This window comes from Aeromicrobium sp., from assembly GCF_049587115.1.
GTDB lineage: Bacteria > Actinomycetota > Actinomycetes > Propionibacteriales > Nocardioidaceae > Aeromicrobium.
Genome location: NZ_JBAVDI010000045.1, coordinates 1 through 17,501 on the forward strand (window position 1 = coordinate 1; position 17,501 = coordinate 17,501).

Annotated in this window: 18 protein-coding genes; 4 read left to right on the forward strand and 14 right to left on the reverse strand. The window is 67.8% G+C overall.

Going from position 1 to position 17,501, the window contains the following annotated elements; genetic code table 11:
• Window positions 1-16: 16 nt before the first annotated feature.
• From WB461_RS04550 to WB461_RS04580, 7 genes are all read right to left on the reverse strand, one after another.
• Window positions 17-1,345, reverse strand: coding sequence for a DUF2079 domain-containing protein (locus tag WB461_RS04550; RefSeq protein ID WP_423851531.1), 1,329 nt, complete (start codon window positions 1,343-1,345; stop codon window positions 17-19).
• Window positions 1,342-2,508 carry an ABC transporter ATP-binding protein gene (locus tag WB461_RS04555; protein ID WP_423851532.1) on the reverse strand — a complete coding sequence of 389 codons (1,167 nt, stop codon included), beginning with the start codon at window positions 2,506-2,508 and terminating at the stop codon, window positions 1,342-1,344. Before WB461_RS04555 ends, WB461_RS04550 begins: the two co-directional genes overlap by 4 nt.
• Window positions 2,505-3,485, reverse strand: a complete 981-nt coding sequence (locus WB461_RS04560) for a carbohydrate ABC transporter permease (protein WP_423851533.1) — start codon at window positions 3,483-3,485, stop codon at window positions 2,505-2,507. The genes WB461_RS04555 and WB461_RS04560 overlap by 4 nt, the downstream gene beginning before the upstream one ends.
• A complete protein-coding gene (locus WB461_RS04565) occupies window positions 3,482-4,303 on the reverse strand; it encodes a carbohydrate ABC transporter permease (RefSeq protein ID WP_423851534.1) in 822 nt (273 codons plus the stop codon). The genes WB461_RS04560 and WB461_RS04565 overlap by 4 nt, the downstream gene beginning before the upstream one ends.
• Window positions 4,300-5,544 carry an extracellular solute-binding protein gene (locus tag WB461_RS04570; protein ID WP_423851535.1) on the reverse strand — a complete coding sequence of 415 codons (1,245 nt, stop codon included), beginning with the start codon at window positions 5,542-5,544 and terminating at the stop codon, window positions 4,300-4,302. The genes WB461_RS04565 and WB461_RS04570 overlap by 4 nt, the downstream gene beginning before the upstream one ends.
• Window positions 5,545-5,654: 110 nt before the next feature.
• Window positions 5,655-6,980, reverse strand: coding sequence for a PhoH family protein (locus WB461_RS04575; RefSeq protein ID WP_423851536.1), 1,326 nt, complete (start codon window positions 6,978-6,980; stop codon window positions 5,655-5,657).
• Between the two features lie 272 nt (window positions 6,981-7,252).
• On the reverse strand, window positions 7,253-8,014 hold the full coding sequence (locus WB461_RS04580; RefSeq protein ID WP_423851537.1) for an isoprenyl transferase: 762 nt from the start codon (window positions 8,012-8,014) through the stop codon (window positions 7,253-7,255).
• A 39-nt stretch (window positions 8,015-8,053) separates the two neighbouring features.
• Here WB461_RS04580 and trhA point away from each other — a divergent pair, with 39 nt between their 5' ends.
• Complete coding sequence (trhA, locus tag WB461_RS04585; protein ID WP_423851538.1) at window positions 8,054-8,755, forward strand: PAQR family membrane homeostasis protein TrhA; 702 nt, start codon at window positions 8,054-8,056, stop codon at window positions 8,753-8,755.
• On the opposite strand, the gene WB461_RS04590 is transcribed toward trhA, so the two are convergent.
• The 4 genes from WB461_RS04590 to mca all read right to left on the reverse strand — a co-directional run bounded on the left by WB461_RS04590 (window position 8,752) and on the right by mca (window position 12,902).
• On the reverse strand, window positions 8,752-10,731 hold the full coding sequence (locus tag WB461_RS04590) for a thioredoxin domain-containing protein (RefSeq protein WP_423851539.1): 1,980 nt from the start codon (window positions 10,729-10,731) through the stop codon (window positions 8,752-8,754). The two genes, trhA and WB461_RS04590, sit on opposite strands and share 4 nt — an antisense overlap.
• Before the next feature lie 54 nt (window positions 10,732-10,785).
• Complete coding sequence (locus WB461_RS04595) at window positions 10,786-11,010, reverse strand: hypothetical protein (protein WP_423851540.1); 225 nt, start codon at window positions 11,008-11,010, stop codon at window positions 10,786-10,788.
• An 82-nt stretch (window positions 11,011-11,092) separates the two neighbouring features.
• The gene (locus tag WB461_RS04600) at window positions 11,093-12,025 is read right to left on the reverse strand and encodes a cation diffusion facilitator family transporter (protein WP_423851541.1); all 933 of its coding nucleotides are present in this window, start codon (window positions 12,023-12,025) and stop codon (window positions 11,093-11,095) included.
• 4 nt (window positions 12,026-12,029) lie between these two features.
• Window positions 12,030-12,902 carry a mycothiol conjugate amidase Mca gene (gene mca / locus WB461_RS04605; protein ID WP_423851542.1) on the reverse strand — a complete coding sequence of 291 codons (873 nt, stop codon included), beginning with the start codon at window positions 12,900-12,902 and terminating at the stop codon, window positions 12,030-12,032.
• Window positions 12,903-13,061: 159 nt separating this feature from the next.
• Here mca and WB461_RS04610 point away from each other — a divergent pair, with 159 nt between their 5' ends.
• Together WB461_RS04610 and greA are read left to right on the forward strand one after the other, a co-directional pair.
• The gene (locus WB461_RS04610) at window positions 13,062-13,439 is read left to right on the forward strand and encodes a DUF4307 domain-containing protein (RefSeq protein ID WP_423851543.1); all 378 of its coding nucleotides are present in this window, start codon (window positions 13,062-13,064) and stop codon (window positions 13,437-13,439) included.
• Between the two features lie 64 nt (window positions 13,440-13,503).
• Window positions 13,504-14,007 (forward strand): transcription elongation factor GreA, encoded by a 504-nt coding sequence (gene greA / locus WB461_RS04615; RefSeq protein ID WP_423851544.1) that lies wholly within the window; start codon window positions 13,504-13,506, stop codon window positions 14,005-14,007.
• A gap of 18 nt (window positions 14,008-14,025) precedes the next feature.
• On the opposite strand, the gene ilvA is transcribed toward greA, so the two are convergent.
• A complete protein-coding gene (gene ilvA, locus WB461_RS04620; protein WP_423851545.1) occupies window positions 14,026-15,216 on the reverse strand; it encodes a threonine ammonia-lyase in 1,191 nt (396 codons plus the stop codon).
• A gap of 87 nt (window positions 15,217-15,303) precedes the next feature.
• The gene (locus tag WB461_RS04625; protein WP_423851546.1) at window positions 15,304-16,419 is read right to left on the reverse strand and encodes an AI-2E family transporter; all 1,116 of its coding nucleotides are present in this window, start codon (window positions 16,417-16,419) and stop codon (window positions 15,304-15,306) included.
• A gap of 138 nt (window positions 16,420-16,557) precedes the next feature.
• Here WB461_RS04625 and msrA point away from each other — a divergent pair, with 138 nt between their 5' ends.
• Window positions 16,558-17,193, forward strand: a complete 636-nt coding sequence (msrA, locus tag WB461_RS04630) for a peptide-methionine (S)-S-oxide reductase MsrA (RefSeq protein WP_423851547.1) — start codon at window positions 16,558-16,560, stop codon at window positions 17,191-17,193.
• A 64-nt stretch (window positions 17,194-17,257) separates the two neighbouring features.
• On the opposite strand, the gene WB461_RS04635 is transcribed toward msrA, so the two are convergent.
• Window positions 17,258-17,501 (reverse strand): hypothetical protein (locus tag WB461_RS04635; protein WP_423851548.1); only part of this gene is annotated, 244 nt, incomplete at its 5' end.

Genomic DNA, 17,501 nt, shown 5'->3' on the forward strand with positions numbered 1-17,501 from the left:
GGCGAGAAGTGACCCGTCAGCGTTGCCGGTGGGCGAGGAGGTAGCCGTCGCGGTCGTAGACCAGCTCGTACCTGCCGCCGTGCGTCCGCTCGGCATACGCAACAACGTCCTCGGGCGAGCCGATTCCGGCAGCGGCGTCGAACAGCACGTACTCCGGTGTCGCGTCGCCGATCGAGCCGTACCAGTAGACGGTGTGGTCCGTGACGAGATGGCTCATCATCGCGATGTCGGTCTCGACGGTCGCGCCCTTCGGTACCTGCGCGATGGCCGCCCGGGCCGATCCGACGCGCGGCGCTTCGGCGTACGTCTTGCTCTCCAGCAGCGCGGCCAGCGGAGATCCGACCAACGTGAACGCCGTCACGACGACCGCGACGACCGTCGCCCACCGCAGCGCGGGCCACCGGCGCATCGCATCGATCATCGCGACGAACACGATCGGCATGAGCACCAGCGAGTAGTGCCACTCGGTCCCCCAGTAATAGCCGTTGTCGCCGGCGAACCGCCACACGAACGTCGGGATCACCAGCAGCACCCACGGCGACGCCAAGGCGGCAAACCCCGTGATGGCCAGGGTCAGCGCGACGGTCGCGAGCTTGCGCCCCGGAGAGTCGAGCAGCGTGACCCACAGCCCGCGGTCGCCGCCCAGCGTCGACGCGTATGCGTACGAGTCGCCCGCCGCGAAGACCGGAATGATGACCAGCACGGTCACCGCGACGGCCACGAGGCCGACGAACCCCAGCACGAGCCCGTGACGGCGCTGCCCCACCAGCCACAGGACGAACCCGACAGCTGCAACCGTCAGGCCAAGATCCTCCTTGACCAGCAACAACGGCAGCGACCACGCGACCACGGCTCCGAACCGCCGATCCACGTAGGCCGCGCCGGCCAGCGCCAGGAGTGGAGCCGCGAACGCGACCTCGTGGAACTCCGCCTCGACCGCCGACTGCAGGCCGAACGAGAGCGCGTACGCGGTGCCGATCGTCGCGCCGGTCCACGTGCCGAGCTTCCGCATGGCCAATGCCGCGATGACCGCGACGGAGATCGCGATCAGCACCACTTGCGTCAGCGCAATGGTCTGCGCCGCCGGAAACAGCCGGTAGACCGGCGCGATCAGTGCGTCGATCGGCGAGAAGTGGTCGCCCAGGATGTTGTACCCCGGGCCCTTGACGTCAACGATCGGCGCACCGGGCCGGGCATACCCCTTGACCGCCTGCTCGAAGATGGCGTGATCCCACGACGAGATCGTGAAGCGGCGGTACCGCAGCAGAGCGAGCAGTCCGTACGCCGCACCCGCCGCGAGCGCGAGCAGGACAGCGAACAATCGCTGACGACCAATGCGCGTCATCGGCCGAGCGTGAGGTTCTCGCCCGTCTCGGGATCGAACACGTGGACCTTGAGCCGCGGAATCACGACACGGATCGACATACCGGGGCTCAGGGGACTGTCCGGGGCGAGCTCCGCCACCAGGAAGTTCTGGAACAAATCGAACTCCAGCAGATCCTCGACCTCGTTCAGGAGCTCCTCGACCTCCGGTTGGATCTCATAGCCGAGGTAGGCGAACTGACTGCTGCCGCGCCATTCAACATCGTCGATCCGGGTCGTGAACTCGACCCGGTCCGTCACTGCCTGTCCGCCTTGCCCGGTCGCGTCGTGGCAGTGCTCGGGTCGGATGCCTGCGACGACCACGCCGCGGCCGGCGATCCGCCTCTGCAGGTCCTCGTCGAGCGGCATCGTGGCCAGCGGCATCACGAGCTGACGGTCCATCGGAAAGGCAGGCACCAGATTCATCGGAGGCGAGCCCAGATAGCCCGCCACGAACATGTCGGCGGGACGCTCGTAGAGATCCCGCGGCGTGCCGACCTGATGAATGAAGCCCTGATGCATGACCGCCACTCGGTCGGCGATGCTGAGCGCCTCCTCGACGTCGCTGGTCGTGAATATCGACGTACGCCCGTTCTCGTGCTGCCACTGGGTGGTCACGGAGCGCACGTGCGAGCGCAACCGCTCCGACTGCTGGGTGAACGGGGCGTCGAGCAGGTACGCGTTGGCATCGCGCACGAGCGAGCGACCCAGGGCGACCCGCTGGCGCTGCGCATCGTCCAGCTCGGCGGGTTTCAGCTCGAGCAGCTCACCGAGGGCCAAGAGCTCGGCCACCTCGTGGATCCGCGCCGACAGCTCCGTTCGGTCGTAGCCACGGCGCAGCGTCGCCGCGAACGCCAGGTTGTCGAAGACGTCCAGGTGGGGATGCAGCGCATAGTCCTGGAACACCATGGCCAGATCGCGGCCGCGCGGACCGACCGCATTGACCACGTCGTCGCCGATCACGATGTCACCGGAGCTCTGCTCCTCGAGCCCCGCGAGCGTCCGCAGCAGCAAGCTCTTGCCGGCTCCCGACGGCCCGGTGATCGCGAGCGTCTCACCGGCGGGGACCGTCAGGTTGACGTCGTCCAGCAACGGCCGCTCGGGACCGCCCGACGTCGTGAGGTGGCGAACTTCGATCGAGGTCATCGGTAAGACCTTCCGAGGAGGTGGCTGATCCTGCGCGGGAACACGAGGAGGAGGAGCAGGGCGGGCAGGACCCACAACAGACCGGCCGCCGCCACCGTCGAGCTGGGGCTGTCGAGCTGGCCGCTGGCAAGCAGCAGCGTCGCAGGGAATGGGCGGGACGCATCGTCGGCCGACAGGGCCGCGCCGAGCACGAAGTCGTTGCACCCGGCCACGAACACCAACAGGGTCGCGACGACGACACCGGGGGCGAGGTGGGGAAGGACGAACAGCCGCAACGACTGCCGCCGCGTCGCACCGTCGGCTCGCACCGCATCGCGCAGGGACCACGGCACGTCCCGAAACACCGTGACGCACAGCCAGACCGCCAGTGGGAGCGTGAGCGCCAGGGCCGCCGGGACCAGCATCAAGCGGGAGCTGTATCCGCCGAGCTGAATGAGCTGGTCCTGGAGCGGCCCCGCCACTGCCACCAGCGGCAGCAGCAGCGTGGCGACGACCAAGGCGTACGCAGCTCGGCGTCCGCGGATCGGCAGGCGCACCAGCGCATACGCCGCCATGACCGCGAGCGGCATCGCGATGATCGTCGCGATGCCGGCAACGAGCACCGACGTTCCAGCGGCGTGCCGCAAGATCTCGGAGTGGATCGCACCGTCGAAGGCGCCCCACGAGACGTCCCGTGGCCACAGGCTGCGCGGCGCCTCTCCGGCCGGCGCCGTCGCGACGGTGAAGGTCCACAGCATCGGGAGGATGGTCAACACCAGGAAGACCTCGACCCCGAGGATCGACCAGATCGAGAGCGGGCGGCGGGTGTCGGCCAGGAGGATGCCCGCGGCGCCGGTCGCCATCAGGACGACCGCCACCACGATCCAGGTCCACAAGTCGGGCCGGGCGACCCGGACGATCCCGTAGTTGGCCGCCGCGAATCCCAGGACGAAAGCGGTGCCGGAGGCCCACAGCCTCGAGCGAACGGAGGGTGTCACACGACCCTCCTGACTCGGAGCAGCTGGACCATCAGCAGGCCGAGCAGTCCAGCAATCACCAGCAGCACGATCGACATCGCTGCCCCCAGGCCGAGCTCGAAGGACGAGAACGTGGTGTTCCACACGATCAGCGGCGCCGTGCGCACCGAGGCGCCCGGCTCGTCGACCAGCAGAGGTCCTTCTAGGATCCGGAACGTGTCGAGGCTGCGGTACGTCGCCGCAACCGCGATCGCCGGTCCCATGGCGGGCAGGACGACACGCCGGAACCGCTGCCAGCCGCTCGCCCCATCGGCCACCGCGGATGCCATCAACGACGTCGGGACCCGCCGCAGTCCGGCGAGCAGGATGACAGTCGTGATGCCGACCCCACGCCACACCTCGCCGACGGTCACACCGACGAGCGAGCCGAACGGGCCGACCTCACCGAGACGGAACCACTCAGCCGCGAACCCGGTCGTCACGGCGTCCCGCCACACGACTGCTGTCACCACCGCCAGCAGGGCGAACGGTACGAGGACGAGGACCCGGGTGACGGGCCAGAGCACGGTCAGCTGTCGTAGCGCTGCTGCGAACGCGAGACCGATCAGCAGCTGAAGCACGACCGCAACCAGCACGATGATCAGCGTGGCGGACACCGCAAGCCACCACGTCCGGCTGGTCAGGATGTCGAGATAGTTGTCCACGCCGACGAACGAGCGATCGTCGGGCCCGGTCAACGAGTACGAGGACAACGAGAGCCACACGCCGCGGCCGATGGGCCACGCCGTCACTGCGAGCAGGACGACCACCGCCGGCGCGAGCCACCGCCAGCCCTTCACTGGAGCTCCCCGGCCATCGCAGCGCGCACGGCTCGCTGCGACTGCTGGAGGGTCGACTCCGGCGCGAAGTCGGCGAGCGGACGCCACGTGTCGTCGATCGCGGCGCGGGCGAGGTGCCAGTACGGCGTCACCGGGACAGCAGCGCCGGTCTGCACGGCAGCCTTCGTGACCTCTGCCATCGGGAAGGAGTCGGTGACGCCCTCGACGTCGTACGCCGTCAGCTGGCTCGCGCTGTGCCCGGTGTCGATCATCAGGGTTCGCAGTGACGTGGGGGAGGTCAGGCAGCTGATCGCGGCATACGACAGCTCGGTGCGCGGCGCGTACAGCGGCACCGCGAGACCCACGCCGGACAGCGGGGCGATACTCTCGTCGCCGACCGCGGGATAGGCGGCCCACCCCATGCTGGGGGCCACCGCAGCGAGTGCCGGATCGGTGATGACCGAGCTGGAGGCGAGCAGGAATCCGCCGTCCGGCGCAGCGAAGGACGTGAGCGCCTCGCGCGACGGCCCCGGACCGCGCCCGGAGTCGAGGTAGAAGCCGGCGACAGACCCGGCGGTCCGGCCGGCGGCGGAGTCGAGACCAATCTTGGGGTTGCGCCCCGCGCCCTGCAGCAGATCTCCACCGGCACCCACCACCAGCGCGTTGACCCACTCAGTCACCCCGCTGCCGTCACGGTCGTCGATCTGGATCGTCACGCCCAGTCGTTCAGCGCCGGCCACCAGGTCGTCCCAGCTGATCGGCTTGGAGGTGTCCAGACCTGCGCGCTCAGCGACGTTCCCCCGGAACCACAGGAGCTGCGGGTCGAACCACCACGGCGCGACGGCGAGCTGTCCGTCCCACGTCGCGGCCTCGAGCGCGGCCGGCAGCACGTCCTTGCCGAGCACCGGCGCCAGCTCCTCGGGCACCGGCGCCAGGAAGCGGGCCGCAGAGAACTCCGCTGTGAACGCCGAGTCGAGGCTCAGCAGGTCCATCGAGGCGTCCTTGGCGGTGAGTCGCCGCACGAGCATCGCGTGCCGCGTGTCGACATCATTCGGCAACTGCTTCAGCTCGATCTTGTACGCGCCTGCGGCCGCGGTCGTGCAGGATTGTGCCAGCACGCCAGCGTCGACACGATCCGGACCGACGTACCACGTGAGTGTCGGCGTGCCACCGGACTCAGGAGCAGCCGATCCGCAAGCGGTGAGCACGCTCAGAAGCAGTGCGGCGGCCGCGCGTGCACAGACCCTCCCTGGTGCGCTCACGAGCGCAACTTTGCCACAGAGCAGGTCCGTGTCCGGTCTCAATCGTGCAAGTCCGGGAGAAGCCGCGGGCCGGAGCTTCCCCGCCCGCGACTTCCCCGGTCGTCTGCTGCCTACAGCGAGACGTCCTCGAGCATCTCGGTCACCAGCGCTGCGACCGGCGAACGCTCCGACCGGGTGAGCGTGACGTGTGCGAACAGCGGGTGCCCCTTGAGCTTTTCGACCACGGCGACGACGCCGTCGTGGCGACCGACGCGCAGGTTGTCACGTTGGGCAACGTCATGCGTCAGCACGACCTTGGAGTTCGATCCGATGCGCGAGAGCACGGTCAGCAGGACGTTGCGCTCGAGTGACTGCGCCTCGTCGACGATCACGTACGAGTCGTGCAGCGAGCGTCCACGAATGTGCGTCAACGGAAGAACCTCGAGCATGCCGCGGTCGAGGATCTCGTCGATCACGGCGGGTGAGGCGACAGCACCGAGCGTGTCGAACACCGCCTGACCCCACGGCCCCATCTTCTCGGACTCGCTGCCCGGCAGGTAGCCGAGCTCCTGGCCGCCCACGGCGTACAACGGACGGAAGATCACGACCTTCTTGTGCTGACCGCGCTCCATCGTCGCCTCAAGGCCTGCGCACAGCGCCAGCGCCGACTTGCCAGTGCCGGCGCGGCCGCCGAGGGACACGATGCCGACGTCGGGGTCGAGCAGCAGATCGAGCGCGACGCGCTGCTCGGCCGAGCGTCCATGGATGCCGAACGCGTCCCGGTCCCCCCGAACGAGCTGGACGTTCTTGTCGGCCGTGACGCGACCCAGCCCGCTGCCCTTGTCGGAGAGCAGGACGAGGCCCGTGTGACACGGGAGATCGCGAGCCTCGGCGAGGTCGAGCGAGCCACTCTCGTACAACAGGTCCAGGTCGAAGCTCTCGATCTCGAGCTCGCGCATGCCCGTCCAGCCGGACTCCAGCGCGAGCTCGGCTCGATACTCCTCCGCCACCAGGCCCACCGCGGAGGCCTTGACCCGCATCGGCAGGTCCTTCGAGACGATCGTGACGTCGAGGCCCTCATTGGCCAGATTGCGGGCGACCGAGAGGATCCGGGTGTCATTGTCCCCGAGCCGGAAGCCCGATGGCAGCGACGAGGAGTCGGTGTGGTTGAGCTCGACCCGGATCGTGCCGCCTTCCTCGCCGATCGGCAGCGGGACGTCGAGGGTGCCGTGCTGTACTCGCAGGTCGTCGAGGAAGCGCAGGGCGCTCCTGGCGAAGTAACCCAGCTCGGGGTCGTGCCGCTTGCCCTCCAGCTCGGTGATGACGACGACCGGAATCACCACCTCATGCTCGTGGAAGCGATTGACCGCGTTCGGATCCGCCAGCAGGACACTGGTGTCCAGGACGTACGTCCGGCGGGTTGAGCTCGGGCTCTGCTTGGTGCGCGATGCAGCCACAGCTGTCTCCTCAACGAGCCCGCGCGCACCCTGCGCCGGCCCTACTCGTGGGCGGGGATTCGGGGCTCAGGGGCGAGCGTCAACACTCCTTGAACGTACGACCGCGCAGCACCCAATTCCGGCAGGACACGCTGACCGCATCCCCCCATCCCCCCCGATCGCTGACGGGTCACTTGTCGTCCGGTGGCGGGTCACTTTCTAGCCCCCGCTGATCAAGCCGTCAGGTGGCTGAGTCACCGCTGATCGGGCGGGCGGCGGCTGGACGCCGAGGCTCAGTGGCCGAAGCGGCGATCGCGCGTGGCGTATGACCGCATGGCCCGCAGGAAGTCGACGTGTCGGAACGCCGGCCACAACGCATCGCTGAAGTAGAACTCCGAATGCACGCTCTGCCACAGCAGGAACCCCGAGAGCCGCTGCTCACCGGAGGTACGGATCACCAGGTCCGGGTCGGGCTGTCCCTTGGTGTACAGGTGTTCGGCGATGTCGTCGACCTCGAGTGTTCCGGCAACGTCGACCAGGGATCTCCCCTTGGCTGCCTGGTCCAGCAGCAGCGAACGCATCGCATCGGTCAGCTCCTGCCTTCCGCCGTAGCCGACGCAGATGTTGACGCGCATTCCCTGGACGCTGGCCGTCGAATCCGCAAGCCGCTTCATCCGACCGGCCGACTCGGCGGGCAACATGTCCAGATTCCCGATCACAGCCAGCCGCCAACGCCCCTCAGCAGCGAGCTTCTCCATCAGCCCCTCGACCGCGGCGAGGATGCTCCCGACCTCGTCGGGCGAGCGCTGCAGGTTGTCGGTCGACAGCAGCCACAGCGTGACGATCTCGACACCCAGCTCGTCGCACCACTGCGCAAATTCGGAAATCTTGTCGGCACCAGCCTGGTATCCGTGCTCGTATCGCGTTCCGGCACCCTTGGCCCAGCGCCGGTTGCCGTCGACGATCGCACCCACGTGATGAGGGAGTCGAGCTGGATCGAGCATCTTGACGAGCCGACGCTCGTAGACGCCGTACGCCAGGTCAGTGACTCCCATGCGGGTCAGCGTAGTACCCCCTCCCGCTAGGCTTGACGCATGACCGACCACGAGCACGAGGGCATCGTCCACGAGGCCAGCGATCGTCTGCGCGGCACGGTCGAGGAGATGAAGCCCAAGCTCCGGGGCTGGCTGCACGCTGTCACCCTGCCGTTGGCTTTCTTCGCCTTCATCGTCATGCTGGTCATCGCCGACGACACCTTGGTACGCCTTGGCGTGGCGGTATTCATGGTCAGCTCGATGCTGTTGTTCGGTGTCAGCGCCGTCTATCACCGCGGCACGTGGTCCGACCAGGTCCGAGGTTTCTGGAAGCGCTTCGACCACGCCAACATCTTCCTGCTGATTGCCGGCTCCTACACTCCCTTCTCGTTGCTGCTGCTGACGACCAAGCACGCCATCATCATGCTGTCGCTGGTGTGGGGTGGAGCGCTGCTGGGGGTCGCATTCAAGATCTTCTGGATCGGTGCGCCCCGGTGGCTCTACGTCCCGCTGTACCTTCTGCTCGGCTGGGCGGCGGTCATCTACTTCCCCGAATTCGTGGACAACGCGTCGACCCCAGTCCTGGTGCTGCTGGTGACCGGCGGCGCGTTGTACTCGATCGGCGCGCTCGTGTACGGCTTCAAGTGGCCCAACCCCTCGCCGAAGTACTTCGGGTTCCACGAGATCTTCCACGCGTTCACGATCGCGGCGTTCATCGTGCACTACATCGGCGTCAGTCTGCTGGCCTATCAGCAGCGCTAGGTTCTGGCCGCCAGCTCCCGCGGATCGGTGACGGGACGCCGACACACGAAGCCCTCACAGACGTAGGCCGCGGCGTGACCGCCGACGAGTCCGCGCTGCTCGAACAGCGGGATCGCCAGTCCGACCTCGCCCGCGACCACGACGGCGCCCGGTGAGGCCAGTTGCAGCGCGGCCCGGTGCAGGTCCACCCGGTCGTCAACGTCGCCGACGACCGCGATCTCCAGCGGCCCGCTGACGACCGCCTCCGCGGCGGCAAGCGTCCATCCCGCGAAGCGCGGCACCTGGGTTGCGATCGACGACGCAGATCCGATCGCCGTCTCGGCGGCCGCGCGGTATCGGTGCTCCCCCGTCACTGCGGCGAACCCGATCAGCGCGGCGGCGGCCGCCGAGGTGCCGGACGGGTAGGCGTTGTCCGACGCGTCCTTGGGTCGGACGACGAGGGTCTCCGCATCGTCGGCAGTGTCGAAGAGGCCACCTGCCGCATCGGAGAAGCGGTCGATGACGCGGTCCAGGAGAGTTCTGGCCCGCTCGAGCCAGACCGCCTCTCCCGTGATCCCGAGGACCGCGATGAAGGCCTCGGCGACAGCTCCGTGATCTTCGAGCACCGCGGCGTTGACGCCAGCGACACCGTCGCGAGACGTGCGGGTGAAGGACGCCCCGAGATGCACGTCCACCAGCAGCTCAGCTGCTGCGATCGCGGCGCTCCGGAACTCGGGCTCGTCGAGCAGCACACCGGCCTCGGCCAGCGCCGTGATCGCCAGACCGTTCCAGGAGGCGACGACCTTGTCGTCCCGCGGTGGCCGGGTGCGCGCTGCCCGGGCGGCCAACAGCCTCATCCGTACGCTCTCCCAGCGCTCGGCGTCGTCCGGGTCGGTGTGCCGCTGCAGGGTCGAGAATCCCCGCTCGAACGTTCCGGGGCCAGTGACACCGAGGAGCTGCGCCGCCCAGGCGCCATCCTCGGCGCCGAGCACCCGCATGAGCTGGTTGGGGTTCCAGACGTAGAACGTGCCCTCGTGCCCGTCGCTGTCCGCATCGAGCGCGGAGGCGAAACCACCTTCGGGTGTGCGCAGCTCATCGAGCAGGAAGCGGCCGGTCTCCCGCGCGACGCGCTGGGCCAGCGCGGAGCCGGTCTGCCGCCACCAGTGCAAGTAGACCCGCAGCAGGAGAGCGTTGTCGTACAGCATCTTCTCGAAGTGCGGCACGCGCCAGAACCGGTCGACGCTGTAGCGAGCGAAGCCGCCGGACAGCTGGTCGTACATCCCACCGCGCGCCATCGCCTCGCACGATCCCGCGACCAGGTCGAGCGCCTGCTGCGACCCGGTCCGTGCAGCGTTGCGCAACAAGAACTCGAGCACCATCGACGGGGGGAACTTCGGGCTGGTCCCGAATCCACCCGCCTCGGCGTCGTACTGCTTCGCCAAGTCGGTCACGGCGGTCTCGAGCTCCGCCGGCCCGAGCGCACCACCGACCGGGTCGATGTTCTCCTGCAGGTGAGCCAGCACATCGTCACTGACCCGAGTGACCTCGTCGCGACGATCGCGCCAGGCCTCGGCAAGCGCCTGCAGCACCTGACCGAACGCCGGTGTGCCTTGTCGCGGCTCGGGCGGGAAGTACGTTCCAGCAAAGAACGGCTCGCCGGTCGGCGTCAAAACGCAGGTCATGGGCCAACCGCCATGGCCGGTCATGGCTTGGGTCGCCTTCATGTAGACCGCGTCGATGTCGGGGCGTTCTTCACGGTCGACCTTGATGTTGACGAAGTGGTCGTTCATGTAGGCCGCGGTGGCCTGATCCTCGAACGACTCGTGCGCCATCACGTGGCACCAGTGGCAGGCGGCATAGCCGACGCTCAGCAGGATCGGCCGGTCCAGCTCCTGTGCAACAGCCAACGCCTCGGCGCTCCACTCCCACCAGTCGACGGGATTGTCCTTGTGCTGCTGGAGGTACGGACTGGTGGCTTCCGCGAGGCGGTTCGGCATACCGCCACCTTGCCACCAACTGCGTCGCGCGAGGGCGGTCGACCCCGGTGCGACCTAGCTGCGGTCGTGCGGGGTCGTGCGCCCGATGCCGGGGTCGGCGTCCTCGCCGTCCCAGGGCTGCTGCGCCGTGCGGGCGTGCCGCAGGAACGAGCGAGCCAGGAAGTAGGTTGCGATGCACAGCAGGACGACGATGCCCAGGGCAACCCAGCCTGGCTTGACGTCTTCCTTGCTGAAGGCCGGCTCGGCGGTGACCAAGGCAGCTATCGCGTACGCATTCATGATTCCAGTCTAGTCGTCCGCAATTGTGCCGACATCGAGGCTTCGGCCACGGACGAAACCCGCCTCGACCGACGGTCCGGCTCTAGTCGGTCGCTTCATCGAGCTCCGCATCGGGCGGCTCCCCGGGTCGAGAGACTGTCAGGACGGCCTCGACGACGCCGTCCTGCTGCTCCAGCTGCTGCTCGAGTGCACGGAGACGATCCGCGACAGCGGGCTCGGGCTCATCGCCGACCAGGTCTACGCTCGCCACGATGTAGACGAGGTGGGGTCCGACGAACTCCACGTGCAGGTAGCCGACACTCGACACTCCCGACATCCCCGCGATCGAGCTGAACACGTACTCCCGGATGGGCTCGGGGACCTCCATGCCGACGAGGAAACGGCGGTTGCGGTCGATCAGCACGAATGCCACCACCCCCAGCAGCACGCCGACGAGGATCGACCCGATCGCGTCCGGCACGGGCGAGCCGGTGACCTGGTGCAGAACGATGCCGGTTGCAGCAATCGAGATGCCGACGAGAGCGGCAAAATCCTCCGCGAAGACCGCTCGCAGCGTCGGATCGGATGTCTCGAGCGCATGCTGCAGCACGGGCTGTTGCACGTGGGCAGCCTGCCCGCGCACCTGGTGGACTGCCTGCGTGAACGACACACCCTCGAGGACGAACGCGATCGCGAGCACGACGTAGGCGACCGTGAAGCTCTCCTCGGAGGCCGTCGCGGTCAGCTCCTGCACGCCGTGGGTGATCGAGACGACAGCACCCGCGACGAAGAGCCCGACCGCCGCGAACATCGACCACACGTATGCTTCGCGGCCGTACCCGTGCGGGTGCGACCGGTCCGGTGAGCGCCGCGAGCGCCGGTCAGCCACCAGCAGGAAAATCTCGTTGCCCGTGTCCGCCCAGGAGTGCGCAGACTCAGCGACCATCGACGCCGAACCGGTCATCACGGCGGCGACCGACTTCGCCACCGCGACCAGCGAGTTGGCGGCGAGGGCGAGCAGGACCGTGATGTTCATGTCGTCAGCGCAGTCCGGCGAACAGATCCGTCTCGGGAAGCGATGTCTCGACCTTGCTGTCCACCAGCTGGTAGTCCTCGGTCGGCCACGCATCCGACTGCACCTGGTGCGGAATCGCGAACCAGAACCCGTTCGGGTCGATCTGCGTCGCGTGCGCCAGCAGCGCTGCGTCACGCGCTCCGAAGTACTCCGCGCACTCGACCCGCGTCGTGAGCCGGGCTTCGTCCTCGGGCTTGCGCTCCCACTTCGCCAGCCGCTCGGCGAACGGGTTCTCGAGACCGTGCTTGGTCATCTCGTCGTCGATCGCCTTCATGCGGGGGTAGCTCCAGCTCAGGTGGTAGTAGAGCTTGGAGACCTGCCACGGCTCCCCTGCCTCGGGGTAGCGATCCGGATCGGCAGCGGCCTCGTAGGCGTAAACGCTGATCTCGTGACACTTGATGTGATCGGGATGGGGATATCCGCCGTTCTCGTCGTACGTCGTCAGCACGTGCGGCCGGAACGAACGGATCAGCCGGACCAGTGGCGCGGCGGCCTCCTCGATCGGCACCAGGGCAAAGCAACCCTCTGGCAGCGGCGGCTTGGGATCGCCGTCGGGCCATCCCGAGTCGACGAAGCCGAGCCAGTCCTGCTTGATGCCGAGGATCTCCCGAGCCCGATCCATCTCCTCACGCCGAATCTCGGCGATGAGCTCGGGATTGTCGGTGATGCCGGCATGCTCGAATCCGGGATTGAGGATCGAGCCACGTTCGCCGCCCGTACAGGTCGCGACGTGGACGTCGACGCCTTCCGCGACGTACTTGGCGGTTGACGCGGCGCCCTTGCTGGATTCGTCGTCGGGATGGGCGTGCACGTGCATGAGGCGGAGCTTGTCGGCCACGGTTCTCCTTCTGGGGCTTGAGCAAAATCCTCGCACCCTCCCCAACCTCGCAGACGGCCCGGGTGTTCCGCAGCCGGACGCACTCCACCTCCTGCCGCGTGCGGCGGGAGCGACCAGGCCGTTCCCGACCGCTTTCGCGAGGCCTGAGACACTGGGTTCGTGACCGATCTCAGCTCTCGCTACGGGACTCGCAGCCGTCCGCGCTGGTTCTGGCCTGCCGTCGCGGCAGTCGGCATCATCCTGGGCATCAGCTTCGCCGCATGGGTCGGTTTTCAGGACAAGCCGGTCACTGGTCGGGTGTGGGGCTACGACGTCAAGGACGACCACCGGGTCACCATCACCCTTGACGTCATCCGGCCCGATCCACTGGCGGTTCGCTGCACGGTGTACGCCCAGGCCGCGGACCACTCCATTGTCGGCGAGAAGACCGTGGACGTGCCCGCTTCGGACCAGAAAAAGACTCGCGTCACGATCCCGGTCCAGACCGAACGACGGGCTGTCACCGGTGTGTTGAGGACGTGTGCCGAACAGCGTTGAGTGGTAACGTGGGAGGTTCACCCCGGGCGCATGCCTGGGGTGCAGCACGTGAAGGAGCGCTCTCATGACTCAGCCGACACAGACCGACACCATCTGGGTAACCCAGCCTGCGTACGACCGCCTGCAGGAGGAGCTCGACCACCTGCGCGGCGATGTTCGGGCGGACATCACGGCCAAGATCGCTTCTGCCCGGGACGAGGGCGACCTCAAGGAGAACGGCGGCTACCACGCCGCCCGTGAGGAGCAGGGCAAGACCGAAGCCCGAATCCGTCAGCTCGAGGACATGCTGCGACGTGCCGAGGTCGGCGACAAGCCTGCCGACGACGGGCTCGTCGAGGCCGGCATGATCGTCACGATCCGTTTCAAGGGCGACAGCGACACCGAGCAGTTCCTGCTCGGCTCGCGCGAGCTCCTCAGCATGGATTCCAGCGTCGAGATCGACGTCTACTCACCGACCTCCCCGCTGGGTCTGGCGATCCTCGGCAAGAAGCCGGGTGACACGGTCTCGTACGAGGCACCCAACGGAAAGAGCCTCACGGTCGAGGTCGTGGCTGCCAAGCCCTTCTGACCCACGGCAGCTACCGGCTCAGACCAGCTCGTAGCCGAGCTCGATCAGCCGATTCCTGACCTCAGCCCGGTGCTGCGGGCCCCGGGTGGCGACCTGCATGTCAACATCGACCTGGCGCACGCCGAGCGTGTCCGAGGCGCGGTCGTGGTTGACATTGAGAACGTTGACCTGCATCTCGGCGAGATCTGTCAGCAGGCCCATGAGGGCGCCCGGGCGGTCGGAGATGCGGGCTCGGAACAGCAGGAAGCGCCCCGCAGCGGCGAGACCGTGGCGGATGACGTCAAGCAGCACCAGTGCATCGATGTTGCCGCCTGAGAGCACCGCGACGACCGGGCCCTCGAATGCTTCAGGCTGCTCGAGCAGGGCTGCCACCCCCGCCGCGCCCGCGGGCTCGACCAACATCTTGGCTCGCTCGAGCAACGAGATCAGTGCGCGACTCATCGAGTCCTCACCGACCGTGACGACCTCGTCGACGAGTGACGACAAGATTCCGAACGGGATGTCACCGGGTTGGGCGACCGCGATGCCGTCGGCCATCGTGGCGCCCATCGTCGCGGCCACCGGTATTCCCTCCAGCAGCGATCCGGGATAGGCAGCCGCGTCCCGGGCCTGGACCCCGACGATCCGCAGATCGGGCCGCTCGGTCCGAAGCAGTGCGACGCCTGCGGCCAGCCCGCCACCACCCAGCGGCACCAGGATCGTCCTGACGTCGGGGCACTGCTCGAGGACCTCCAGCCCCAGGGTGCCCTGGCCGGCGATGATGTCCTCGTGGTCGAACGGATGGATCAGGACGGCTCCGGTGCGCTCGGCGAACTCGCGAGCCGGCACCAGCGCCTCGGTGACCCCCGTCCCGTGGAACCGGATGTCAGCTCCGTAGCCCTCGGTCGCGGCGACCTTCGGCAGCGCGGCGCCCACTGGCATGAAGATCGTCGCCTTGATGCCGAGCAGGGAGGCGGCGAGTGCGACCCCCTGGGCGTGGTTGCCCGCGCTCGCCGCGACAACGCCTCGAGCCCGCTCCTGCTCGGTGAGCCGGGCGATCCGCACGTACGCCCCGCGGATCTTGAAAGACCCCGTGCGCTGGAGATTCTCGGCCTTGAGGAACACATCCTGGCCCGTGCGTGAGCTCAACCAGCGCGAATGCGCCATGGGCGTCACCTCGGTGACCCCATCGAGCAGCTGTCGAGCGGCCCTCACATCATTCAGATCCACACCGTCAACGTAGCCGCTGAGGGCGAGGGAACGGAACTTGCGGCGTTCAGCCCCTGCGTCAGAGCGAGGCACTGGCTGCAGGGATCGTCACGCCGGTTCGGGTTCCATCCCGACGTCGTCCTCGGGCTCCTCCTGGTACTCCTGGGCGACCGAAACGAGGTGACGCACGACGCCGTTGAGGACGGCTGCGAACGGGACCGCGATCAACGCTCCGATGACTCCGGCCACGGTGACGCCGGCGGCGATCGCGAAGATGATCGCGAGCGGGTGGACCGCGACGAGCCGTCCCATCAGGAACGGCTGCAGGACGTGCGACTCGATCTGCTGGACCACGATCACCACGATCAGCATGAACAGTGCGGTCCACGGCCCCTGCGCGACCAAGGCGACGAGCACCGCCACCATGCCCGACAGCAGCGCACCGATGATCGGGACGAACGCGCCGAGGAACACCAGTACGCCGATAGCCAGCGACAGCGGCACTCCGAGAATCCACGCTCCCAGCGCGATGCCGAGCGCGTCTGTCGCGGCGACGATCACGGTGGCTCGGACGAACGCGGTCAGCGAGGCCCACGCGGTGTGGCCCGAGGAGTTGACCTGTGAGCGAGCTGCGCGCGGGAACAGGGCGACGATCCAGGCCCAGATGCGGTTGCCCTCGTAGAGGAAGAAGAAGGCGGAGAACAGGGCGATGAAGAAGCCAGCGAGAACGTGGGTCAGGGTCGTTCCGACCTCGGTGACTCGGGTCAGCAACGACGTGTTGCTTCCCGAGATCGACTCCTTGGCCGAGTCGATCCAGTCCTGGATCTGCGAGTCGCTCAGCTTGAGCGGACCGGTGCGTGCCCAGTCCTGCACCTGGGTGATGCCGTCGACGACATTGGCTCGCAGATCGGAGACCTGCGTCGCCAGCTGCTGGCCAACCAGCGCAAGCGCCCCGAACAAGGTCGCGAGCACCATCAGCACGACGATGAATGTCGCGGCGAGTCGGGGCAGGCCACGTGCCTGCAGCCAGTTGACGGCATCGATCGTCAGCGCCGCACCCAGCACCGCGATCGCCACCGGAATCGTGATCTCGGAGAAGAATCGCAGCAGGTACAGCCCCAGTCCGACCGCGGCGGCGATGACCAGGATGCGCCAGGCCCACTGCGTAGCGATCTCCACGCCGATCGGGACCTGGTATCGGCTGGTTGTGCGTTCGTCCGTCACCTGCGTCACCCTAGCCGCAACCCGGCACCGCAGGCCGTACGGAACATTCAGGCTCTCCTGCGTGTTGACCCAGTGTCACGCAGAGACGCCGAGGGCGTGAAGCGTTGATCCGTAGACTTCCTCCGAGAGGTGAATCGCATGTTCTTTGGTCGCAGCAAGTCCGAGCTTCCCGCAGCCGAGGCCGCACTGCCCGGCCGCGAGGGTCGTCAGTTCCAGGTCGGTGGCGTCCACCAGACGCTCGGCACCCCGGTCGAGACCCAGGCGCCCGATGGATTCGCCGTGGCTGTGTTCGGGCTGGGCTGCTTCTGGGGCGAGGAGAAGACCTTCTGGGAGGTACCAGGCGTCTGGTCCACCTCGGTCGGCTACGCCGGGGGCGTGACGCCCAACCCGACGTACGACGAGGTGTGCAGCGGTCGCACCGGGCACGCCGAGGTCGTCCGGGTCATCTTCGACCCCGCCAAGGTCACGTACGCCGATCTGCTCAAGGTCTTCTGGGAGAATCACGACCCGACTCAGGGCATGCGTCAGGGTAATGACCGCGGCACGCAGTATCGCTCGATCATCCTCGCCACGACGCCTGAGCAGCAGGCTGAGGCCGAGGCGTCCCGCGAGGCCTACCAGCAGCGCATGACGGCCGCCGGGTATGGCGAGATCACGACGTCGATCGTCGCGCTCGACGCCTACTACTACGCCGAGGACCAGCACCAGCAGTACCTCGCCAAGAACCCCTACGGCTACTGTCCGCTGCACGCCACGGGCGTCACATACGCCTGAGTGGCGAGTCCAGCGCGCTGCGCGACACAGCGCGGGCCAAGGTCACACTGAGATCCATCGTGGGTCAGGCGGGGCTCACCGACATCTCGCGCTGGTGTTCCCGTCCACCCTCTTTTGCCGCAACAGCCAGCCAGCCCATCGCAAGTGCTGTCAGGCTCCACGCGACCAGGTCGACCCACGGAAGACCCAGGAAGACCGCGGTCGCGAAGTGCAGCGGCTGGGAGATCGTGAGTGCCCAGCCGACCGGGGTCGGCAAGGTGCGCGCGAGAAGGATGGCAACGCCGAGCAGGACCGTGCCAATGACGTGG